General features: G+C 33.5%; 25 protein-coding genes. 13 read left to right on the top strand and 12 right to left on the bottom strand.

Annotated elements, in window-relative coordinates; translation table 11 throughout:
• Nucleotides 1-78: 78 nt before the first annotated feature.
• The 7 genes from AC4FQ3_RS18840 to metG all read right to left on the bottom strand — a co-directional run bounded on the left by AC4FQ3_RS18840 (nucleotide 79) and on the right by metG (nucleotide 8204).
• Nucleotides 79-1506, bottom strand: coding sequence for a hypothetical protein (locus AC4FQ3_RS18840; protein WP_491182868.1), 1428 nt, complete (start codon nucleotides 1504-1506; stop codon nucleotides 79-81).
• Nucleotides 1507-1673: 167 nt separating this feature from the next.
• Nucleotides 1674-2819, bottom strand: a complete 1146-nt coding sequence (locus tag AC4FQ3_RS18835; RefSeq protein WP_491182867.1) for an OmpA family protein — start codon at nucleotides 2817-2819, stop codon at nucleotides 1674-1676.
• Between the two features lie 106 nt (nucleotides 2820-2925).
• Nucleotides 2926-3555: a CatA-like O-acetyltransferase gene (locus AC4FQ3_RS18830; RefSeq protein ID WP_491182866.1), complete on the bottom strand. Its 630-nt coding sequence runs from the start codon at nucleotides 3553-3555 to the stop codon at nucleotides 2926-2928.
• Nucleotides 3555-4262 carry an HAD family hydrolase gene (locus AC4FQ3_RS18825; protein ID WP_302094001.1) on the bottom strand — a complete coding sequence of 236 codons (708 nt, stop codon included), beginning with the start codon at nucleotides 4260-4262 and terminating at the stop codon, nucleotides 3555-3557. Before AC4FQ3_RS18825 ends, AC4FQ3_RS18830 begins: the two co-directional genes overlap by 1 nt.
• A gap of 202 nt (nucleotides 4263-4464) precedes the next feature.
• On the bottom strand, nucleotides 4465-5352 hold the full coding sequence (locus AC4FQ3_RS18820; protein ID WP_491182865.1) for a DMT family transporter: 888 nt from the start codon (nucleotides 5350-5352) through the stop codon (nucleotides 4465-4467).
• A 270-nt stretch (nucleotides 5353-5622) separates the two neighbouring features.
• The gene (locus AC4FQ3_RS18815; RefSeq protein WP_042563545.1) at nucleotides 5623-5898 is read right to left on the bottom strand and encodes a hypothetical protein; all 276 of its coding nucleotides are present in this window, start codon (nucleotides 5896-5898) and stop codon (nucleotides 5623-5625) included.
• Nucleotides 5899-6146: 248 nt separating this feature from the next.
• Nucleotides 6147-8204 (bottom strand): methionine--tRNA ligase, encoded by a 2058-nt coding sequence (metG, locus tag AC4FQ3_RS18810; protein WP_491182864.1) that lies wholly within the window; start codon nucleotides 8202-8204, stop codon nucleotides 6147-6149.
• Between the two features lie 485 nt (nucleotides 8205-8689).
• Here metG and AC4FQ3_RS18805 point away from each other — a divergent pair, with 485 nt between their 5' ends.
• Together AC4FQ3_RS18805 and AC4FQ3_RS18800 are read left to right on the top strand one after the other, a co-directional pair.
• Nucleotides 8690-8917, top strand: a complete 228-nt coding sequence (locus AC4FQ3_RS18805; RefSeq protein WP_059117016.1) for a CDGSH iron-sulfur domain-containing protein — start codon at nucleotides 8690-8692, stop codon at nucleotides 8915-8917.
• 164 nt (nucleotides 8918-9081) lie between these two features.
• Nucleotides 9082-10212: a DinB family protein gene (locus AC4FQ3_RS18800; protein ID WP_491182863.1), complete on the top strand. Its 1131-nt coding sequence runs from the start codon at nucleotides 9082-9084 to the stop codon at nucleotides 10210-10212.
• A 39-nt stretch (nucleotides 10213-10251) separates the two neighbouring features.
• Here AC4FQ3_RS18800 and AC4FQ3_RS18795 read toward each other — a convergent pair whose 3' ends face one another.
• The 4 genes from AC4FQ3_RS18795 to AC4FQ3_RS18780 all read right to left on the bottom strand — a co-directional run bounded on the left by AC4FQ3_RS18795 (nucleotide 10252) and on the right by AC4FQ3_RS18780 (nucleotide 12664).
• Nucleotides 10252-11154, bottom strand: a complete 903-nt coding sequence (locus AC4FQ3_RS18795; protein WP_491182862.1) for a PhzF family phenazine biosynthesis protein — start codon at nucleotides 11152-11154, stop codon at nucleotides 10252-10254.
• A 129-nt stretch (nucleotides 11155-11283) separates the two neighbouring features.
• Nucleotides 11284-11565: a hypothetical protein gene (locus AC4FQ3_RS18790; RefSeq protein WP_491182861.1), complete on the bottom strand. Its 282-nt coding sequence runs from the start codon at nucleotides 11563-11565 to the stop codon at nucleotides 11284-11286.
• Nucleotides 11566-11691: 126 nt separating this feature from the next.
• On the bottom strand, nucleotides 11692-12027 hold the full coding sequence (locus tag AC4FQ3_RS18785; protein ID WP_491182860.1) for a hypothetical protein: 336 nt from the start codon (nucleotides 12025-12027) through the stop codon (nucleotides 11692-11694).
• A 184-nt stretch (nucleotides 12028-12211) separates the two neighbouring features.
• Nucleotides 12212-12664: a hypothetical protein gene (locus AC4FQ3_RS18780; RefSeq protein WP_073394341.1), complete on the bottom strand. Its 453-nt coding sequence runs from the start codon at nucleotides 12662-12664 to the stop codon at nucleotides 12212-12214.
• A 259-nt stretch (nucleotides 12665-12923) separates the two neighbouring features.
• On the opposite strand from AC4FQ3_RS18780, the gene AC4FQ3_RS18775 reads away from it, so the two are divergent.
• From AC4FQ3_RS18775 to AC4FQ3_RS18765, 3 genes are all read left to right on the top strand, one after another.
• Complete coding sequence (locus tag AC4FQ3_RS18775; protein WP_165587175.1) at nucleotides 12924-13091, top strand: hypothetical protein; 168 nt, start codon at nucleotides 12924-12926, stop codon at nucleotides 13089-13091.
• 71 nt (nucleotides 13092-13162) lie between these two features.
• The gene (locus AC4FQ3_RS18770; RefSeq protein WP_491182859.1) at nucleotides 13163-13705 is read left to right on the top strand and encodes a DMP19 family protein; all 543 of its coding nucleotides are present in this window, start codon (nucleotides 13163-13165) and stop codon (nucleotides 13703-13705) included.
• Nucleotides 13706-13856: 151 nt separating this feature from the next.
• A complete protein-coding gene (locus tag AC4FQ3_RS18765; protein WP_491182858.1) occupies nucleotides 13857-14423 on the top strand; it encodes a hypothetical protein in 567 nt (188 codons plus the stop codon).
• 105 nt (nucleotides 14424-14528) lie between these two features.
• On the opposite strand, the gene AC4FQ3_RS18760 is transcribed toward AC4FQ3_RS18765, so the two are convergent.
• Nucleotides 14529-15140, bottom strand: coding sequence for a DapH/DapD/GlmU-related protein (locus AC4FQ3_RS18760; RefSeq protein WP_042563534.1), 612 nt, complete (start codon nucleotides 15138-15140; stop codon nucleotides 14529-14531).
• Nucleotides 15141-15518: 378 nt separating this feature from the next.
• Between AC4FQ3_RS18760 and serS the strand changes: the two genes are divergently transcribed.
• From serS to proC, 8 genes are all read left to right on the top strand, one after another.
• On the top strand, nucleotides 15519-16790 hold the full coding sequence (gene serS / locus AC4FQ3_RS18755) for a serine--tRNA ligase (protein ID WP_042563533.1): 1272 nt from the start codon (nucleotides 15519-15521) through the stop codon (nucleotides 16788-16790).
• A 73-nt stretch (nucleotides 16791-16863) separates the two neighbouring features.
• Nucleotides 16864-18645 carry a tetratricopeptide repeat protein gene (locus AC4FQ3_RS18750; RefSeq protein WP_491182857.1) on the top strand — a complete coding sequence of 594 codons (1782 nt, stop codon included), beginning with the start codon at nucleotides 16864-16866 and terminating at the stop codon, nucleotides 18643-18645.
• Between the two features lie 61 nt (nucleotides 18646-18706).
• Complete coding sequence (locus AC4FQ3_RS18745) at nucleotides 18707-19018, top strand: DUF4286 family protein (protein ID WP_042563531.1); 312 nt, start codon at nucleotides 18707-18709, stop codon at nucleotides 19016-19018.
• A gap of 64 nt (nucleotides 19019-19082) precedes the next feature.
• Entirely contained in the window at nucleotides 19083-19268 is a 186-nt protein-coding gene (locus AC4FQ3_RS18740) for a hypothetical protein (RefSeq protein ID WP_042563530.1), read from the top strand.
• 1 nt (nucleotide 19269) lies between these two features.
• A complete protein-coding gene (locus tag AC4FQ3_RS18735; RefSeq protein ID WP_042563529.1) occupies nucleotides 19270-19746 on the top strand; it encodes a nucleotidyl transferase AbiEii/AbiGii toxin family protein in 477 nt (158 codons plus the stop codon).
• Between the two features lie 65 nt (nucleotides 19747-19811).
• Nucleotides 19812-20597 carry a 16S rRNA (adenine(1518)-N(6)/adenine(1519)-N(6))-dimethyltransferase RsmA gene (gene rsmA / locus AC4FQ3_RS18730; protein ID WP_042563631.1) on the top strand — a complete coding sequence of 262 codons (786 nt, stop codon included), beginning with the start codon at nucleotides 19812-19814 and terminating at the stop codon, nucleotides 20595-20597.
• On the top strand, nucleotides 20581-21930 hold the full coding sequence (gene mgtE, locus AC4FQ3_RS18725) for a magnesium transporter (RefSeq protein ID WP_042563528.1): 1350 nt from the start codon (nucleotides 20581-20583) through the stop codon (nucleotides 21928-21930). Before rsmA ends, mgtE begins: the two co-directional genes overlap by 17 nt.
• A 101-nt stretch (nucleotides 21931-22031) precedes the next feature.
• On the top strand, nucleotides 22032-22808 hold the full coding sequence (gene proC / locus AC4FQ3_RS18720) for a pyrroline-5-carboxylate reductase (protein WP_042563527.1): 777 nt from the start codon (nucleotides 22032-22034) through the stop codon (nucleotides 22806-22808).
• Nucleotides 22809-22969: the final 161 nt, after the last annotated feature.

Below are 22969 nucleotides of genomic sequence, written 5' to 3'. Positions count from 1 at the left end.
GTAAAGTTAAAAAAAATAATCCAAAACGATTTTTTGAAAGTGCCAAACCAAAGGCATTTTGATTAATTCTCAATAAGGTTAAGGTTTTTCTAAAGGAAAATCCCTGGAAAAAATGGCCTTATTGATAATCGGATTTGTGATTTCCGGCTCCATAAATCCATCAGTAAACTTGCGCATCACATACTGTTTTGTTGCATTGTCGTAATATCCTAAAATAGAATAATCTTTAAATTTAAATATATTTTGAAAAGCGATTCTTTTCTGAGTGCTCAAAAAGTAGTAAATGTTATCAATTGCCAAAGGCAGCTGAGGTTCTTGTATAAATTCAAGATTATTATTCAGTATACTTTCAAAATAAACCGTTCTGGCGTGATCGATTTGTGGAAAATCACCATTATAATAAAAACTGGAATAATCTTCTTCTTTTGGAGATCCGCCTATTGTAAGCAGTGTGTTTCTTTGGTTTTTAAAAGCAGATAATCCAACATTTAAGAAATACAATTGGTTTAAAAACTGACTTGTTTTCCTTAATTCAGAAGGTGTTCGTCCATCGGTCTGTACAAATAATGGGGAATTTTTAAATTTAATCGTGTCATTCTTCAACACTTTAATTTCTTTTAATGTACTTCCAGAGTTAAAATCTTTTACATCAATTGCAAATCCGTACTTGTTCAAACTTATTTGATATAGTTTATTATCGTTAAGAAATGAATTGCTTTTGTTTGTATTATCTATGCCTTGCTGTATAAAGGATTTTTCGCTGACTGTATGTTTTTCAATATCTAAATCAAAAACCTGTGTTTTTTTTGGATTATAATCGAAAGTTAAAATCAGATGATCGCCAAATAAATAGGCTTTGCTCTTTTTTGAACTTTTATCCAAAGGCACAAATTCTTTTACGTCAATTTTTTCGATAGGATCTTCATCAACAATTCTATTAAAAGTGACAAATTGAGTGTTTTTATTTTGAAACTTATAAGTAGAAAAATCAAATAATTTTTCTTCTGCTGTTCCGTTTTTAAATGTGTAAAGAGTTAAAGCCTGTACATTTCTTTCTTTTGAAAGAATATAAAAGGCATTGTTTTCCTGAAAAAAGTTTAAAATATCATGTGTTGAAAACGGAAAACTAAACTGAAGCATCTTCTGCGTTTTAGTTTCTAAATAATACTTTACAATAATTATATTTTTAAAATCTTCTAACGCCCAATATAAATTTGGATTTCCATCTTCTCCAAAACTATAGCCAACTAACGATCTGTTTTCCAGATTTGTTTTCGGAAAGGTAAATTGTTCATTTAAAAATAAGGCACTATTGTATTTTAAAATGGTAACATTTTCTGTTGTTGCTGCAAAAACAAAAACATCATGCGTTTGCGTATTCTCTACATTGAGAACCTGACTTTCTTCAGTTGTTTTTTTTAAATCTAAAGGAAAAGAAGCCAATACTGTTTGACCAAACAGAACTGATTTTGAGATTAGTAGCGATAGAAGTAAAAGTTTTTTCATAAATTTTTGTGAGACAAAAATCATTCCAATTTTAATTGGTTGCTTCGGGATTTTCTCTCTATAAAGTTTTAAAACGATATATAAAGATAGATCAATTGTGGTAATTTTGAACATAAAAAAGCCCTAAAGAAATTTTCTTTAGGGCTTAAATATTTTTAATGAAAAAATTATTTCACTTTGAAAGTAACTCTTCTTGCTAATCTGTTTGCTTCTTCAGAATCTTTTTGAATAGATGTGTCAGCTCCTGCTGAAACAACATTTAATCTTGAAGATGAAACACCAGCTTTTTCAAAAATGGTTTTTACATTATTAGCTCTTAAGCTTGATAATTTTTCATTGTACTCTGCACTGCCAACCTGATCAGCATATCCAATAATATCAAGTGATGTAGAAGGGTTTTTTCTCAAATAAGTTAAAACAACATCAATTGCAGCAGTTGAATTTTCTATTGGAGTAGATTTATTAAAGTCAAAATAAACGCTGTAATATTTGTCATTGATCATTTCTTTCATAGGATCTTTGTCGCTTACAATTGTCGTAGTTATTGGTTTTTCTACAATAACTTGTGGTTTTTGCTCTGGGATTTTATTTACCAAAGCTTCAAGATCAGCTATTTTGTTTTCTAATGCTGTAAGATCAGCATTATCAGAAACCACAACCCAGTCAGCATGCTGATTTTGTTTTCCTAAGTAAATATTTAAACCTACAGTTCCGTTAAAAATAATTCCAGAGAATCCTCTTTCCACATTATCGCGATAAACACCATCAAATGTTGCATCCTGGCTAGCATTTAAAATGGTAGAAAAATCACCTGTTAACGCTAATCTGTCCGTTAATCTAACCTGTGCTGTAACACCTGCGATGAAATTGACCATTTTATCATTAAAAGGCATGTTTTTGTTTTCTAACACACTCATCCCAAAACCAGTATGACCTAACAGACCAATTGTTTTGGTCCAGGTTTCAAAATTCATGATTCGGCCTAAATTGGCTACAGCTTGCAAATCAGCTCTATAATAATTTGACTTGAAGCTTGCTGAATTTTTACCATCTGTAAAACTATCGTATCCGATATCAGCTTTTAAACCAAATTTGTTGTTGAACATATACCTCGCTCCCAGATCAACTACAAAAGGACTCGGAATATTAGTATAATACTGTTTCGCTGAAAACGGACGCTGTGGTTTGTTAAGACCGCCAGCTACCTCTATAGACCATTTATTATAGTTAGTTTCATTGCTTTTTGTTTCCGTTTGTGCATGTAGGTTTATTAAACCTAGTGTTAATGCAACAATAGTTACAATTTTTTTCATTGTTGTTTGTGATTTAAAAATTTTCGCAAACCAACAATTATTTGTAGGAAAAATTATCCTTAAGAGGTTATTTTTACACTACAATAGGGTACAGAAGCATTTCTGTTTAATTATTCATCAAATCCTGAAATAAATCAACAAATTGTCCAACGTGCAAACCATCCATTAAACCGTGATGTACATGAACAGACATAGCAATTGTTCTTTTTCCGGTTTCTGAAGTAATCATTTTTCCAAAAGAAATTTTAGGGCAGCTATCGGGATATGTATAACTTCTTGCGTGAGAAAGCGAAGTAAAATTCAACCACGGAATTGCCGAGAAATGTATGACATTATCGTCATCAAACGATCTTGTAAAAAGCCCAGTTGTGTTTTGAATACGCTCTATTTCTGCTAAAGCATTTTGTTTAAAAATCTCAAAATCCGGATTATATTCGATCAGTGAAAATCCAAAAGTACCATCTTCACGACCAATAGTTGCTGATGCATCAATACGATCATTAATGTAGATTTTGTTTTCGGAAATTCGGTATTTAAAATTTTCGATTGTATTTACAGCAACTAGTGTTTTATGCAAATAATAAATAAAAAAAGAACTGTTTAGGCTTTTTGCCATTTGATAGGCTTTTGTACAATCAATTTGTACAGTGGCGCCAAAAAAAGGTTCTTCCATTTTACTAAAATGGGCAAAATGTTCTTTTCTATTCCAATTTTCTAAATCTAAAAGTGTTTTCATTATAATAAATTATGGAGCACTTCAGAAATTTTCTCGAATGAACTAAAATGTTCGTGCTCTACTTTGTGATTGATTTTTTCATGTTCCCAAGTCGTATGAAAAGGAATGTGAACCGCATAACCGCCAATTTCTAAAACAGGCAATACATCTGATTTTAATGAATTTCCGATCATTAAAAATTCATTCGATTGAATTTCTAAACGACCAAGTAATTTTTCGTAATCTACAGTTTGCTTGTCTGACATTACCTCGATGTGATGAAAATAATGCCCTAAACCAGAACGGTGTAATTTACTGTGTTGGTCTTTTAAGTCGCCTTTTGTAGCTACAACCAACTTGTATTTTCCGTGCAAAGACTGTAAAGTTTCTTCAATTCCGTCAAGAAGTTCGATTGGTTTCTCCAATAATTCTTTTCCGTATTGAATGATTTTTGCAATGACTTCCACCGGAATTGTATTATTCGAAATATTCATCGCCGCTTCAATCATCGACAAAATATAACCTTTGATTCCGTAACCGTATAAAGGCAAATTGGCGATTTCAATTTTAAATAATTCCTGCGAAATGCCCTGATGAGAAAGATAATCTTCCATCAAAGCGCAAAATTTGTGTTCAGTTTCCTGAAAATAAGGTTCGTTTACAAATAAAGTATCATCAGCATCAAATGCGATTACTTTTAAGTTTGGTATTTTGTTTTTATGTAACATAAAGATGTTTATTTTTTTTAGTTTCAGGTTTTCTTTGTTTCAGGTTTTTTCCGCCACGAATTCACGAATTTTTTTTTCCACAGATTAAAATTATTTGCTTAATCTGCGAGAGACTATTTTTGCTTTAAATTCACGAATTATTTTAAAATAAATCTGCGTAAATCCGTTTAAACCCGTGTCATCCGCGTGCCATCTCTCAATCCTAACTCTTAGAAAACAGTCTTTTTAATGAAATAGTTTTATCGTAAAAAGTAATTCTGATTCCGAAAAGCAAAATGATCCCGCCAAAAACCATTTGTAAAGTTATTTGTTCTTCCAAAAACAACCAAGCTAATATTGAAGTAATTACAGCCTGACTCAATAAACTCAACGAGACTCTCGTCGCGCGCATGTGTTGTGTCGCGTAACTTATAGAAAGCCAGGCGCACAATTGACAAATTACAGCCTGCAACAGCAAAACAAACCAGCCCGTGTTTGAAAATCCTGTAAAAGGTTCGTTCAAAGCAAGACATAATATTCCTAAATAAAGGCTAGAAGCCAATAAACTAATCGTCATAAACGATAAAACATCAAGTTGAGAAAGTACATTTTTGCTGACCAAAAGATAAATCGAATATAAAATTCCGGATAAAACTGCGAATAAAAAGGCCTGATTAAAATTCAGTTCCATAAAAAAGCTAAAACCTACCAAAGTGATCATTCCAAATAAGGAAACTACAGTTCCGATCCAGAAATTAGTTGCAGGTCTTATTTTCAAAAAGAAGAAAGAACCAATTCCAACCCAAAGCGGAGATAAATTCGTCAGCAACGAAGCCTGAGTCGCGCTTGATTCCTGAATGGCGATATTCCAAACTGCAACATCTGAGGCAAATAAAATACCGCAAAGTGCTGCTAAAAGCAGAAATTTTGTATTCGGAATTTTAAAGTTCTTCGTCAAAAGTACATAAGGCAAAAGCAAAGTAACAGCAAAAAACATTCTGTAAAAAGCTGAAATTAATCCTGGCGCTAGTTTCAGTTTTACTAATATCGGGAAGATTGAAATACAAAGTATTCCGCCTATTAAGGCTAATCTTGATTTAGTGATTTTCATATTATAGCAAATATCTTGATTTTTCCTTTTATTTAAAAAAGAAATATAAACACAAAGGAGAATTGTGCCGTTAGGCACGAAATATTGGTAGAAAAAACAGGTTTGAATTCGTTGGAGTGCCGTAGGTACGAAATTAGGTATAAATGTGGCGTACCTACGGCACGCTAAATTCTTACCAATTGATGTTTTCTACCAATATTTCGTGCCTAACGGCACATTTCAAATTATGCTTAATAATAAGATCAGGATTAAACTTGTTTTTGGGTGGTATTATGCATTCATGATTTTCTTGCAGGCATTGTTGATTTCCGTATCCGAAAAAGGACCAAGCGCATTTGCCAACAATTTACTGGTTCTAATAGAACCTACCATTTTGATTCGAAGATCTTGGTCATCGCCCATTTCGGTTAACAGAATTGTCTCGAAAATTTCGGACAAATGCTCCGGTTGATCCCTAAAATCATCTTCAAACCAAAGGTCTGACAGAAATTTTGCCATTGCCGTTATTACATCTGGCTCCGATGTTTTTTCATTTTCTTTAGTCATATCGAAAATATTAAACGCACGAAACCCTCGCTTTAGGTGTGACTAAATATCTGAAAGATAGATTTAGGACAGTTTCCTGTTCCAGCACCTTGGCGAGGGTTCGCTTATGTTAACTTTGAATAAGTTTTTATCTAAAGTTTCCAAATATTTAGTCGAGACGAATGTACAACTAAAAACTTGGCTAAAAAGAAAAAACATGAGAAAATTCCCATGTTTTAACATTTCACATCTAACCTTTCACAAAAAAGTTAGTTTATAGTTTCTCCATTCGGCGCATCAGTATCAGGATTTACAAATACCAATTTTCCTTCGGCATTTGTTGTCATTAAAATCATTCCCTGACTTTCAACTCCACGTAAAGCTCTTGGCGCTAAGTTGGCTAAAACCGTAACACGTTTACCAATAATTTCTTCTGGCGAAAAGCTTTCGGCAATTCCAGATACAATTGTACGAACATCGATTCCAGTATCAATTTTTAGAACCAAAAGTTTGTTTGCTTTCGGCATTTTTTCTGCTTCAATGATGGTTCCTACGCGTAAATCCATTTTAGCAAAATCCTCATATTGAATTAATTCTTTTTGAGGTTCCGGTTGTTTGTTTTCGGCAAGATTTGCAGTTTTTGTAGCTTCCAATTTATCTATTTGTTTTTGTATTTCTTCGTCTTCAATTTTTGCAAAAAGCAATTCGGCTTCACCAATTTGGTGCCCTTCCGGAATCAATTCTGAATTCTCAGTAACGTCATTCCATTTTAATTTACCTTCATTTTTAAGAATTCTTGACAATTTAGCCGCAGTAAAAGGTAAAAACGGTTCAGCCAAAATGCTCAAAGCGGCAGCAATTTGCAACGCCACATACATTTGAGTTTTTACACGCTCCGGATTGTCTTTCATTACTTTCCAAGGCTCTTCATCAGCAAGATATTTATTTCCTAAACGTGCAACATTCATCAATTCTCCCAAAGCTTCACGGAATCTGTAACGCTCCACCGAACTTGAAATCACAGCCGGATATGCTTTTAATTCAGCTAAAGCCGCTTCGTCAACTTCTGTAAATTCATTTGGTGTCGGAATAAAACCGTCGTAATATTTGTTTGTTAAAACAACTACACGATTAATGAAATTCCCGAAAATAGCAACCAATTCATTGTTATTTCTCGCCTGGAAATCTTTCCATGTAAAGTCATTATCTTTAGTTTCAGGAGCGTTTGAAGTTAATGCATAACGCAAAACGTCTTGTTTCTCCGGAAATTCTTCTAAATATTCATGCAACCAAACTGCCCAGTTTTTAGAAGTCGAAAGTTTGTTCCCTTCCAAATTCAAAAATTCATTTGCAGGCACATTGTCCGGCAAAATATAGCTTCCTTCGGCTTTAAGCATCGCAGGGAAAATGATACAGTGAAAAACAATATTGTCTTTCCCAATAAAGTGAACCAGTTTTGTGTCTTCATCCTTCCAATATGGTTCCCAGTCTTTTCCTTCGCGTGCCGCCCATTCTTTTGTTGATGAAATGTACCCAATTGGCGCATCAAACCAAACGTATAATTTTTTCCCTTCAGCACCTTCAACCGGAACATCAATTCCCCAATCAAGGTCACGCGTTACAGCGCGAGGTTCAAGTCCGCCATCAACCCAAGATTTAACTTGTCCGTATACGTTAGGTTTCCAGTCGCTTTTATGTCCAACCAAAATCCATTCTGTTAAGAATTCAGTATATCTGTCAAGAGGTAAAAACCAGTGTTTTGTTGCTTTCAAAATAGGAGTTTCTCCCGTAATTGTCGATTTTGGGTTAATCAAATCCGTAGCATTCAACGTAGATCCGCAATTTTCGCACTGATCTCCGTAAGCTCCATCGTTACCGCATCTTGGGCAAGTTCCCACAACAAAACGATCTGCCAAAAACTGATTTGCTTTTGCATCGTACAATTGTTCGGTTACTTCTTCAATAAAATCACCGTTATCATATAGTTTTTTAAAGAATTCCTGAGCTGTATCATGATGAATTTTAGCCGAAGTACGAGAATAATTATCAAACGAAATTCCGAAATCAGAAAATGATTTTCTGATAATTCCGTCATATTTATCAATAACTTCTTGTGGCGTAACTCCTTCTTTTTTGGCTTTCATCGAAATTGCAACCCCATGTTCATCGCTTCCGCAAATAAACGCAACGTCTTTTCCCTGCAAACGCAAGTATCTCGAATATATATCTGCAGGCACGTAAACCCCCGCCAAATGCCCAATGTGAATAGGTCCGTTGGTGTAAGGCAAAGCTGCCGTAATAGTATATCTCTTTGGATTCTGTATCATAACTCAATTTTATTGAGTGCAAAAATAAGCAATAGAATTGAGATTTTGTTATTGCGCTGAGATTCGCGGAGAATTTTTAATCTCGCAAAGTCGCAGAGTTTAATTTGAAGCTTATGATTAATCGTACAGTTTGTCATTTCGAGGAACGAGAAATCTTCGCGAGCAGCTCGACAAAGATTGACGACATTCTTTGCGGAATTTCTTGCGTTATTTAGACTGGACTGAAGTCCAGCCCTACAAAATAAATCGTTCCTTCGGAACTTTTTCGAGAGAGCCTTCGGCTCTGGGCATTGTAGGGATGGATTTTAATCTATTCAAAAATAAACCTTTGCGACTTAGCGTCTTTGCGCGATTATTTCAGCCCAATCCATAAAAATCTCCGCGATAAAACCTCCATAAAATAGAACCAGTTTAAACTAGCATCTCAATTAAAATCTTCAGGATTTATTTTGCAACCTTTGCCCTGAAAAAACAAAGACAATTTTATGAGCAAGACAAAATTAATCATCAATAAAAACGGATCTATAAAAATAGAAGGCGAATTCGAAATCATGGATTCAGAAGGAACAGTTTACGGACTTCAAGGAAGATCTGCATTAGGGCTTTGTCGTTGTGGATTATCTGCAAACAAACCTTTCTGCGATGGTGGACACCGTAACAACTTCGAACACGATTCAATCGCATTCGATTTACCACCAATGAAAACGAACTAAGAATTCTGTTTTTTCTGGTTTGAATATAAAAAAGCTGCATGATTTCATGCAGCTTTTTTGTTGCGTTATAATTTCTTTTTTGAAAGAATTTTCAAGTAAATAATTTTTTTATACTCTTAAAAAACAATATATATTTACACAAAAATGTTAATAAACCTTCAAAAATGAAAAAAGTAGTATTATTTCTCTTTTTAAGCTTTGTTTCGGCACAAGCTCAACAAAGAGTTATTTCGAGCGTATGGATGGCTTTTCGCCAAACCATAGAGATTCAAACTCCGGTCAAAAAAAAGTTTAGAGTAATTGCTTCGGCAAAAGTAGATTCTAACGATCCAAAAGCCTGGGCAGGGATTTCCGCAAGAGTTTTTAACAAAAATGATGAAGATGGCTTCTCTGATAATATGTATGACAGACCCATAAAATCAAAAGAATGGCAATCGTATACTGTAGAAGGAACAATTGATGAAAACAGTAAAACATTGAATTTTGGAGGAGTTTGTGAAGCAAACGGAAAGTTTTATTTTGATAAATTTCAATTGTTTATCGAAAATGCAAAAGGAGTTTTTGAACCCGTAACCATTTTAAATTCAAGTTTTGAAACGCTTGCGACCAATACAGATATTCCAAATTGGAATTTAGGCAATTCTAAACAAAAAAATGTTAAGGTTAAGGAATTTACCATTTCTTCCGATAAATCAAGCGTAGATGGTAAACTTTCATTACTACTTGAAGGAAAAGGTATTGTAATAAAAGAAACCGGAAAAATAGGAAATGTTGAAGGCGCTTCTCCAAAAATTGCCGACATGATTTCGATGCTTGAAGACCTTAAAGATCGTGTTGAAGAAACGGTTAAAAATATGGATCAATACGAAATTGATTATTTGCATGATGAAAAAGCCAACCGAATTGGAGCGCTTGTAATGCATTTGGCTGCCGCCGAAAAATACTATCAGGTTTTTACTTTTGAAAATAGAGAATTTAATGAAGAAGAAAAGAAAAAATGGGAAACCGCTTTAAATCTTGATCAGGCTGCACGAGATGAATTTAAAGGGCACGATATTCAATATTATCTCGATATTTATAACGAAGTGAGAGCAAAAACCATTTCAGAATTAAAGAAAAGAGACGACGCCTGGTTTGCTGAGATTCAGATGAAATACGATATTAGTAATCAGTATTGCTGGTTTCATGTTATGGAACATCAGTCGAGTCATTTAGGGCAAATTTTGTTTTTAAAGAAAAGAATTCCGCCTCAAAAAACACCGCAAAAAATGCTCGAACAAGAGATTAAGAAATAAAATTTAGGATATAAAAAAGCTGCATTAATGCAGCTTTTTTTATATATAAAGTTCACCTTTCATCGTAATAATCGAAGAACCGCCAACCAGAATATCTTCTTCACGATTCATAACTTCAATCAGCGAAGGCTGTTTTAATTTTACACCTTGCAGAATTTTATATTCTTTGTCTGATTTAGTGAATTTCTTTTGAGTTAAAAAACCAATTAAAGGACCGGCAGCCGTTCCTGTAGCCGGATCTTCGTTAATTCCGATTATTGGGTTAAAAAATCTCGTTTCGACGATATGTTCCTGATTTTCTTCAGCAGGAGTGAAACAATAAAAGCCTTCAAATTTATATTCTTTCGAAATCTCTATTAAAAGTTGGTTGTCAGGAATACAGCTATTTAGTATTTCACTATTTTTAATCGGAACCATTGTGTGCGCCACTTCTGTTTTGACAATTGTGGGTACAAAAGCGTTTACATCAAGATCTTCGATTTTTAAACCAAGTGCTACGGCAATTCTATAAGTTGGAATTTCTTGCTTGATCACTGCCGATTTTTGATGCATTTGCACCACCGGATATTGCGTAACCGGATCAAAACTTACGGTTAAAGGTATTGGCGAATTTTTCATAATCACAAACGGATCACTTTCATTCTGTTCTTCAAAAATGGGCATTTTTTTTAGTAAAGCACCACAAACGGCACCAAGTAGATTATGTCCTGCGCCATCAATTTCGATTCCTGTTGGCGTAAAGGAGCGAACCTTTAACGCTTTTTTCTTTGTAGAATAATAAATAAAAGAAGTTTCAGAATAACCAAATTCTTTTGAGATATTTTGATACACTTCTAAGTCTAAATCACCATTTGTAAAAACAACCGACAACGGATTTCCCTTGTAACTTTTATTAGAGAATACATCTAAAACGTAGTATTGTAAGGTGGTTCTGTTTTCCATTATTTATCTTTTTTTTTTGATTGGATCGTTTACTTTGAAAGTTAGTATTTTTTTGCCAATCAAAGTTACAACTAATACTGTTAAATATTTGCTACGTCTTGATTAGTAATATTTTAAATTTTAAAAAGATTATAACATGTTTAGTATCAGTCTTAAAATCCATAAAAACAACATAAATAACAAAATAGAAAACTCAACTTTATTTACTTTTTGATTTCCAAACTTCTTAACAACAAAGCGGTCAAGTACCATAAATAGACAAAGCGGAATTAAACCCAGCAAAATATAAATTCCCATTAATCCATCTTGTGCAGAATTCCCGGTTATTAGAATTGTGGCATAAATCAAACCTGCAATAATAGAGATGATTCCTATTATAAAAAATGGTGTTAGATTTTTTAGAAAATTCATTTGGTCTTGGTTATTTATTTAAAAACCACTTTTTTTCCTGTTTTTAATATTTTAACAATATGAAAAGGTTGTGTTATGACGGCATTAATACCTCCTGGTTTTAATTGTTCAACAGTAACAAATATACTATTTATTGTTTTGTGTAATTTTGGTAATGTCTATAGAATAACCACCATATTGACGTACTTCATCAATAACTACAATGACCTGATATTTTTTAAAATCAATAGTTGCATCAGGAAAATAATAATTGGTATCACTAAAGGGATTTATTTTTGAAATTAAATTACTCCATGTTTGCTGATCTTTTATCACGAGGTTTTCTTTGGTATTTTTATAATTTCCATTAAAATGATCGCCCTGAAGAACTGTTGAAAAATCTAAATCTCCGTTTTGTGAATCAGCGCTGTCGCAGCTCGCAAACACAAATAAAATGCTTAAAATGGTAATAATCTGTTTCATGGTTTTTGGTTTTAAGTGATGAGAATTGGTTTCATACTCGTAGTAATCTCCTTGTAAACAGATGTTTGTTTTTTTGAAAGGTTGCGTTTGCTTTAGTTTTTTACCTGTTTCAATATTTTGAAAAGAAATTGTAAATTCACTCTATCGAATAGTTTTATTGTTGATTTTGAGTGAAGTAGTATAATTATTCTTCATCATTATCTGAATTTTCAATTATGATTTTTTGATATTCTAAGATTTCCTGATAATTTAAGAAATGTGCCTCTTTGTTTTTTTCATATATATCAGGATTTTTATCAAAATCAAAACAAATTCTATCCCTTAGTCTTCTTAATTCAAATAACAAAAGATCATTACTTTTTCCCTTGTCTTTAAAGTTGAATAATCCTTCAATTGCCGCAAATACTGTAATTGCCGCACTAATTATTAAAACATAATTATCTGGATTAAAATTAATTGAATCTGAATTTGTTATTCTCCAACCAGTAATTACTGTAACGGTAGCACCTGCAATAAAAACAATAATTTTTGTTATACGGAAAAGAAAAATATTAATGTTTTTTTTGCTTTTAATGCTATCTATTCTTTTTTCAATGTCATAATATAATAGATCTTCTTTTAGTTTTGTGATTTTCATGCTTTTCAATTTTAATTATTTATAGTTCCTAAAGAATATTTTGTAATTAGTTTATTAATAGTTTAAAATACTATTTGAACTTTACATATTTTTAAAATGCCTGATATTTAACTAATTTATTTACAAACAAGTATATTAATAAATTAAGATTTTTTACCAAGTATTTATACGGAATTTTCAAAAAAGAAAAAATACAAAATATACTTTCCAGTGTTATTATTTCTCCGAAATTTGCAAAACCAAGTAAAAAACGGAAATCATGGCAAAAGGACCCGAAAAAAACACCAAAAATAAGGCTTTGCATACCAAATTGCTCAACAGGAAAAAGGCTAAACTTCAGGAAGAAAAGAAGGAACGTGCCTTGCGATTAAAAGCTTTAGTGGCAAAAATGAATGAAAAGAAGAATTCAGAAGACGACGTTATATAAAATCAGATTGTATTTCTTTTCTGTTTTTATTTAATCGAAATTTGCAATTCAAAATATCAAAAGAAAACATAATGGAGGAATTCGGTAGAATAATAGTTTCTGAAACGGCAATGAACAGTGAAAATCTTCAGGATGTGATTCACTCAAATATTTCGGTGATCAATTTAATGCGTGAAGAAGGTGTCGATGACGAATTTATTCACGAAGATGCTTTGATGAGTTATTATCTGGATTATTACTGGTCGCAATATGCCGAAGGAAACTTTGCTCAATTTGTCTATAAATCAGGCTGGAATAAAGAACTAAACGAACTTATTGAAGAAGGCTTGGCTTTAATTGGAGCCGAAAAACATTTGGAATTGTTTCAGCAACAAAGCAAAAAAGTCAAATTGATGAGCAGTGTAAAGCTGGCTAAATTTTTAAAGGGCAAATTAGAAGGCGTAAACCCAATTCGTGATTCATTGAACAACGATACTTTTTATGAATTAGAAGAAAACCTGGTTACGCTCAATGCTAATTTCCTGAAAAATCACCCAGATTTTGAAGTGCTTTCTGTTGATGATATGTTTGCAGCTTTGGAGGAATATGTTGGGCATGAGATAAAGAGAGATTAGTTTTTTTGCTGCAATTGCCACAAAGTCGCGAAGACGCAAAGAAATTTAAAACTTTGTGACTCCGTGACTTTGTGGCAAATTATCCTTCATAAATAATTGTTTTTCAATTAATTGATTTAATTTTAGTTCTTTATAAAATCGATATCATTTTATGGAAGAACTAACACACATCAAATCAATTATAGGAATTATTCTGGGATTGAGCTTAACGCATCTCATAAAAGGATCTGTGATTTTTATTCAGCATCCGGGACGAAAGAAAATTTATTTTGTACACTCGCTTTGGGTATTTTATGTTTTTTTGCTGATCATACATTTTTGGTGGTGGGAGTTTAATCTTAAACTGATTCAGGAATGGTATTTTGTCGATTACTTTTTCATCATTTGTTATATTCTAATTTATTACTTGTTGTGTGCGATTTTATATCCCGATGATTTGGTTGATTATAACGGATATGAAGATTATTTCTATTCGCGGAAAAATTGGTTTTTCTTGATATTAGCCATAAGTTTTATTGCCGATATGATTGATACGGCAATAAAAGGCGGCGACTATTTTCTGTACAATCAAGCGGAATATTATGTGCGTATTATAAGTCATGTTTTGCTTTGTTTGGTCGCCATAAGGGTTCACAATAAAACCTTTCATACCGTTTTGGCTATACTTTTTATTGTTTATGAGCTTTCTTATATTTTGCGATTATTTAATGTTGAATAAATATTTGATATAGAAACATTAAGTTTCTAAGATTAATGCGCAATAAAACAGAAAATCATGAAAGCTAAATTCACATTAGTTGCAGTTCTGTTTTACATTAGAAGATTATTTCATTACAACCTGCTCAATCAATTCAAGTCTTTTTACAATTGAGTTTTTAGTTAAAATTGTTCCGGGTGACAATACGGCGTTGGCGCCAATTCTGGAATTATCGCCAATTAGCGATCCGAATTTATCAGAGTTGGTTTCAATGATTTCCGAATTATAAAGCACGGAAATTTTCTTTACAGCTCTCTCATTATAATGATTTGCTGCAATCGAACCGGCTTCAAAATTAATATTTCGGCCAATAATACTATTTCCGATATAATTAAAATGTGCAACAGCAGTTTCTGAACAAATAATACTGTTTTTGATTTCGCAACCCGGACCAATTTTCACTGATTTATCTAAATAAACACCTTCTCTAAAATATGCATTTGCTCCAACATGACAATTTTCGCCAATAATTGCGGGCGATTTTATAGTTACATTGTTTTCTATAACTGCAGTTTTATGAATGGCAATATTATTTTCAATCACAAAATCATCACTTAAATTTGAGATCATTTTTTCGATTCTGTTTTTAAGATCATTGGTGATTTCCCAAGGTGCAGATGAAGAGGAATCTTTGAAAGTTGCTGAGAAATTTTCGATAAAATCGTCGATATGAATCATTGTAATTTTTTAACTGCAATTTACTTAATTCTTTTGTTTTCATGGATAAATTCCGCAAAGATGCACCAAGATTTCACAGAGATTCGCGGAGTAATATTTAAAAGAACTTTGTGTATCTCTGTGAAATCTTGGTGCATCTTTGTGGAATGAAAAATCTTCTTTTCGGAGAAAATTTTGTGGAGCTTCATAAAGAATTTCACAAACCTTCGCAAAGTAATTTTGAAAAAACTTCGTGTATCTCTGCGAAACCTTAGCGCATCTTCGCGGAATAACACTTAGAAATAACTTTTTCCCTTTAAACTTTGTCGTATTCTTAGCAAACATTTCATTAAATTTGCTTCCATTATAAAAAAATACAATAGTTATAAAAATCAAGCTATGTTACAAATCGCATTTATTAGAGAGAATCAGGAGAAAGTAATCAAGGCTTTAGCAAAACGAAATATCGATGCTAAAAGCGTTGTGGAAGAAGTGGTGCAACTAGACGAAACCCGTCGCGCAACACAAGTAGAATTAGACAATACTTTAGCCGAATCTAATAAATTGTCCAAAGATATAGGCGAATTAATGAAAGCGGGTGAGAAATCTAAAGCCGCAATTTTAAAAGAAAAAACCGTTTCATTAAAAGAAAAAAGCAAAGAATTGGGCGAAAAAGCGGAAGCTTTGGCTGTCGAATTAACCAATAAATTATACACTTTACCAAATCTTCCGGCTGATATTGTTCCCGAAGGAAAAACTCCGGACGACAATTTGAATGTTTTTCAGGAAGGTGATATTCCGGTTTTACACGAAGGCGCACAGCCACATTGGGAATTGGTAAAAAAATACGACATCATCGACTTTGAATTGGGTGTAAAAATTACAGGCGCAGGATTTCCGGTTTATAAAGGAAAAGGAGCTCGCTTGCAACGTGCCCTAATCAATTATTTTTTAGATAAAAATACGGCTGCAGGGTATAATGAAGTTCAGGTTCCGCATTTGGTAAACGAAGCTTCAGGTTATGGAACAGGTCAATTGCCGGATAAAGAAGGGCAAATGTATCATTCAACAATTGATGATTTATATTTGATTCCAACTGCTGAAGTTCCGGTAACGAATTTATTTAGAGATGTTTTATTAAGTGAGACGGAATTGCCGGTTTTATATACGGCTTACACACCATGTTTCCGTCGTGAAGCAGGTTCTTACGGAGCGCACGTTCGCGGATTAAACCGTTTGCACCAATTTGATAAAGTTGAAATCGTACGCGTTGAACACCCGGATAATTCTTATGCAGCATTGGACGGAATGGTAGAACACGTAAAAGATATTTTAAAAGAATTAAAATTACCATACCGTGTTTTACGTTTATGTGGTGGCGATATGGGTTTCACATCGGCTTTGACTTATGATTTTGAGGTGTTTTCTACAGCACAGGATCGCTGGTTAGAAATTAGTTCAGTTTCTAATTTTGAGACTTTCCAGGCCAATCGTTTGAAATTACGTTTCAAAGACAAAGACGGAAAAAACCAATTGGCACACACACTTAACGGAAGTTCATTGGCTTTGCCAAGAGTTTTGGCCGGAATTTTAGAAAATTACCAAACGCCGGAAGGAATCGTAATTCCAGAAGTTTTACGCCCTTACTGCGGATTTGATATTATAGATTAACTTTATAGTTAAACCTGACGGGTTTTTAAAACCCGTCAGGTTTTCTAAAACCCACGACTAAAAAAACTGAAATATGAAAAACATCTTTATCTATATCGTTTTGTTGTGGTCGACTTTTGCAATATCCCAAAATGAGCAATTGGCTCAATATTACTACGATAAAGGCGATTTCGAGAAAGCAAAAATAGCTTACGAACAGCTTTTAAACAGTTCGCCATCCAACACCCAATATTTTTTAAGAACGGTTGAATCTTACCAGCAATTACAGCAATTTGATGTTGCTCAAAAAGTAATTCAGGAAAGATACAATCGCTACAAACAAGGCGTTTTTTTAGTAGAATTGGGTTATAATTACCAGCTTCAAAAAAACGATTCAAAAGCCAAAAGTTATTACGAACAGGCAATCGAAAAAATCAAAACAAGTCCGAATGATGTTTACGGAATAGGAAGTTCGTTCGAGAAAAAAGTATTACTGGAATATGCTTTGAAAGCGTATGAAACAGCAATGCAGGTTCAGCCCAACTACAATTTTAATTTTCAAATAGGAATGTTGTACGGTCAGTTAGGAAAAACCGATACAATGATTGACCTTTTATTGACAGAATCCTATAAAAATCCGCAGAATTCCAATTTGATTCAAACGCAATTGTCCCGCTTTATGCAGGGTGAAACAGATAATACGGCTTTTAAGGATGCCATGCGAAAAGCATTAATCCTGAAAACTCAAAAAGATCAGGACGTTTTCTGGAATCACTATCTGAGTTGGTTTTATGTCCAGCAAAAAGAATTTGGGAAAGCCTTTATTCAGGAAAAAGCCATTTACAAACGCGAACCGGAATCTTTGATGAGTATCGTTAATTTAAGTCAGTTTGCGATGAATGAAGATGACGACGAAACAGCAACTGAAATCCTGAATTTTATTCTGCAAAACACCAAAGATGTAGATTTATTGATTCAGACCAATGCTTATTTGATTCAGATTAAAATTGATAATGCACAGGAAAAAGATTATCCGTTAATCAATACCGAATTGCAACAATTGCTCGCAACTTATGATATAACTCCTTTTAGCTTATCTTTGCAAATAATTCAGGCGCATTTCCTGGCTTTTAATTTGAAAAAACCTGAAGAAGGCAAGACGATTTTAAAAAGGGCATTAGATCTCAATTTAAATGATTATCAAAAAGCAGATGCCAAAATGGAATTGGCGGATATTTTGCTTTTGGAAGAAAAGTTCAATCAGGCATTGATTTATTATTCTCAAATTCAGTTGGATTTAAAGAATGATGTAATGTCGCACGAAGCGAGTTTGAAAGCTGCAAAAACAAGTTATTTTAAAACCGATTTTGAATGGGCTTTAAAACAATTTAAAGAATTAAAGTCGGCAAGCACACAATTAATTGCCAATGACGCTCTTGAATATTTTTTATTGATAAATGACAATACTGTTGCTGATTCGACACAAACGGCATTAAAGCAATTTGCCAAAGGCGATTTTTTAATTTATCAGAATAAAAAACCGGAAGCAATTGCGCAGTTTCAGAACATTCTAAAGTCGTTTAAAGGACAGGAAATCGAAGCTGTAACAATGTTGCGTTTAGGTAAAATCTATGAAAGTCAGAAAGATTATAATTCGGCTTTAGGCCAGTACCAGCAAATCATTGACAATCATAGCGACGGAATTTACGTAGATGAAGCGCTGTTTTTTTCGGCAGAAATTTACAACGACGAACTAAAAGAAACAGAAAAGGCAAAACCTTTATATGAGAAGGTAATTTTTAATCATCAGGACAGTATTTACTTTGTTGATGCGAGAAAAAAATACCGCGAGTTGAGAGGAGACAAAAATTTATAGTTTGGTTGAACCGTTTATTCGGTTAAACGTTTAACCGAATAAACGATTAAACAAGAAAAAAATGATTATTTACAACGTTACCACCAATATACACGAAAGCGTTCACGACCAATGGTTAAAATGGATGCAGGAAAAACACATACCGGAAATTCTGGCAACAGAAAAATTTTCTTCAGCAAGAATTGTTAGGGTTTTAATTGAAGAAGAAATGGGTGGAATTACGTATTCGGTTCAATATACAACAGACAGCAAAGAAACCTTAGAGAAGTATTATTTGGAAGAACAACCAAAATTTGATAGAGAAGCTTTGGAATTATTTGCAGATAAAATGCTTTCTTTCCGAACTGAGCTGGAGGTTATTTCCGAACATTAATAGTTCTCAGTTTTCAGTCTCTCCCGATAGCTATCGGGATCAGTTTCAGCTAAAATAAATTATTATGGAAATTCGATTTCAAACAAAAGAAGAAAGTAATAAACAACAGCAAGAGGATTTTTTGAAGTTGTCGAAGATTGAACGGGTTTATAGTTTTCTGCGTTTAAGTGAGAGAATAAGTAAATTTCCTGTAAAAAATAAAATAGATAAAAATAAAGACAATTTTCTGATTGTTATTAAATCAAAATAAGATGTCGAAATTGTGGGATCAAAACATTGATGAGTTTATTGCCTTAGCAAACAAGCATAAAGTTAGAATGCTTATGGTTGGAGGAGGAGCTGTTAATTTTCACGGTTATCAAAGACATTCTGCTGATGTTGATTTTTGGATTGAAACAACAGATGAAAATTTTAAAAAATTAGTGCTTGTTTTTAACGAAATGGGATATGAAATTGACGATTTTCCTGAAAATGTAAAGAAGCAGGAACAAAATATATCAATTAAGTTTTCTCCAGTTGATTTAGATTTAGAATTAATTACAAAGTTTTCAGTGAATAAATCATTCGAAGAAGCTTATAATGACAGTGAAGAAACAACGGTTAATGATAAGACATTTTTAAAATGGAATATTCTGTCTTTAGAAGATTTGATTACTAGTAAAATTAAAGCTAATAGAGCTAAGGATTTATTAGATATTCAACAACTCAGAGAAATAAATAAAAAATAAACTTTGCGTCTTAGTGCCTTCGTGGCAAAAAAAACATAGTGCCTTCGCGGCAAATAAAAGATAAAATGGAAAAAGTAAAAGCCAAAAAACATTTAGGACAACACTTCCTGAAAGACGAAAGTATTGCAAAAGCAATTGCAGATACTTTGAGCTTAAAAGGATACGATGAGGTTTTAGAAATAGGACCAGGGATGGGTGTGCTGACTAAGTATTTGCTTGATAAACCAATAAATACACACGTAATTGAAATTGATGGAGAGTCTGTCGTGTATTTAGGTGAAAATTATCCAAAACTAAAAGATAAGATTATCTCTCAGGATTTCCTGAAATACAATATCAATGAGGTTTACAAAGACAAACAATTTGCTATAATTGGAAACTTTCCATACAATATTTCGACTCAGATCGTTTTTAGGACTTTAGAGTTCAGAGATCAGATTCCGGAGTTTTCCGGAATGTTTCAAAAAGAAGTAGCAGAACGTATTTGCGAGAAAAAAGGATCTAAAGCTTACGGAATCTTATCCGTTTTAGCACAGGCTTTCTATATTACCGAGTATTTGTTTACTGTTGACGAAAATGTTTTTATTCCTCCGCCCAAGGTGAAATCGGGTGTGATGAAAATGACCCGAAAGGAAGATTATAGTCTTCCGTGTGGCGAAAAGTTGTTCTTTACTGTGGTGAAAACTGCTTTTCAGCAAAGACGAAAAACATTACGTAACAGTTTGAAAACATTAAATTTAACTGATGATTTGCGATTAGACACTATCTTTGATAAACGTCCCGAGCAACTTAGTGTAGAAGAATTTATTGAACTGACTCAAAAAATAGAAGCCGATGGAGTTCAAAGTTAGCAAAGAATTAATACACCAATTAGAAGAGCATATTGTTCAGAAAAACGACAAAGAACTTGAAGTTTTATTGAACGATCTGCACCATGCCGATATTGCCGAAATTCTGGATGAACTGGATTTCGACGAAGCAACCTATATTTTCAGGGTTTTAGATAGTGATAAAACAGCAGAAATTCTTCTGGAACTTGAAGATGATTTGCGTGAAAATATCTTAAGCCGACTTTCGCCTAAAGAAATTGCAGAAGAGCTTGATGAGCTTGAAACCAATGATGCGGCCGATATTATCGGGGAACTTTCGCAGGAAATCAAAGCGGAAGTAATCTCTGAAATGCTTGACGTCGAGCACGCAAAAGACATTGTCGACTTGTTACGTTACGACGAAAATTCTGCCGGTGGTTTAATGGGAAAAGAGTTAGTGAAAGTCAATGAAAATTGGAACGTACTAACGTGTGTGAAAGAAATGCGTATTCAGGCCGAAAACGTGTCAAGAGTACATTCTATTTATGTTGTTGATGATGAAAATCGCCTAAAAGGAAGATTATCACTTAAAGATTTATTGACAACATCAACCAAAACTCAAATTGGTGATATTTATATTCGAAAATTAAATTTCGTAAACGTAGATACCGAAGATGTTGAGGTAGCGCGTATCATGCAAAAATATGATTTGGAAGCCATTCCGGTCGTAGATGAATTGGGCCGTTTAGTTGGTAGAATCACGATTGATGATATCGTAGACGTAATCAAAGACGAAGCCGATAAAGATTACCAGTTGGCGGCGGGTATTACACAAGACGTTGAATCTAATGACAGTGTTCTGGAACTGACAAAAGCGCGTTTACCGTGGCTTTTAATCGGTATGGTAATCGAAATTGTAGCTTCTTTTGTGTTGAAAGGAAATGAAGAGATCTTTAAACTCCATTCTACTTTAATTATTTTCGTGCCTTTGCTTTCGGCAACAGCCGGAAATATTGGGGTTCAGGCTTCTGCTATCGTAGTACAGGGTTTGGCAAACGGAACTTTAAAGGAATTTAGCCGTGGTTATTTTACGAAGGAAATTACCGTTTCGATGATTTCCGGAAGTATTATTTCCTTGCTTTTGTTAGGCTATCATTCGATTATGTACCAACAATATTTAGTAGGATTTGCCATTTCAATTTCGATGATTGTTGTTATTTTATTTGCTGCGACTTTAGGAACTTTAGTACCGCTTTTTCTTCATAAAAATAAAATTGATCCTGCTATTGCAACCGGTCCGTTTATCACAACAACCAATGACGTTTTTGGAATTATGCTCTACTTTGGAGTAGCAAAACTGATTCTTGGATTCTAAATTTTTTGCAACAAATTAATAGATTGCAGTGATTTAAGATCTGTAAAATCTGCGTAATTTGTGGCTGAAAAATATGCTATTAACCAGCCAATAAATAAGAAATGAAAGTACACATAATAGGAGGAGGAAACCTTGGGGTTTCTATTGCCTTGGGAATTGCAAAATTTTCTAAAAATAATCAGGTTACAGTAACGAGAAGAAACATTGCCAGTATTCAGTATTTAACTGAATTTGGAATCACGGTTTCTAACGATAACAAACATAATATTCAGGAAGCCGATGTTGTGGTTTTGACTATAAAACCCTATCAGGTTGATACTGTTTTAGCAGAAATTTTACCGGTAATTGCTGGTAAAACAATTGCTTCGGCAGTAAGCGGTTTATCTCTTGAAGTGCTTCAGACAAAAACAAATAACGAATATCCGGTTGTTAGGATCATGCCGAATATCGCAGCACAATTTGGCGAATCAGCAACTTGTATTTCTTTCCCTGAAAAGGATAGGGAAAAAGCCTTGCCAATTGTTGATTTGTTCCAGGATTTAGGAACTGCTCCTGTTATCGACGAAAAATTAATGGACGCAGCAACGGTTCTTGGCGCATGCGGAACAGCTTATGCTTTAAGATATATTAGAGCTTCAATGCAAGCCGGAATTGAAATTGGATTCGATTCTCAAACCGCTTTGGCAATTGCAGCGCAAACAGTTAAAGGAGCTGCAAAAATGTTATTAGAGGAAAAAGTACATCCGGAACAATTAATCGACCGTGTAACGACGCCTCAGGGCTGCACAATCGTAGGCTTAAACGAAATGGAGCATAATGGTTTCAGTTCGTCTTTGATAAAAGGAATCAAGACTTCTTTAAAACAGATTAAAGGATAAATAATAAATTCCAATATTTTAAAAATTCCAAATTCCAATTTTGTTGGGGTTTGGGATTTTTTTTCATTTAGATTTCAATAATAAAAACTAATTTTTTCAGAAGCTAATCCCGCTATCCGTTCCAATCTTTTGTGGCGAACACCGCCACAAAAGGATTTCCA

Source organism: Flavobacterium sp. AK-345 (genome assembly GCF_058310175.1).
This window is presented reverse-complemented; position numbering and strand designations above follow the sequence as displayed.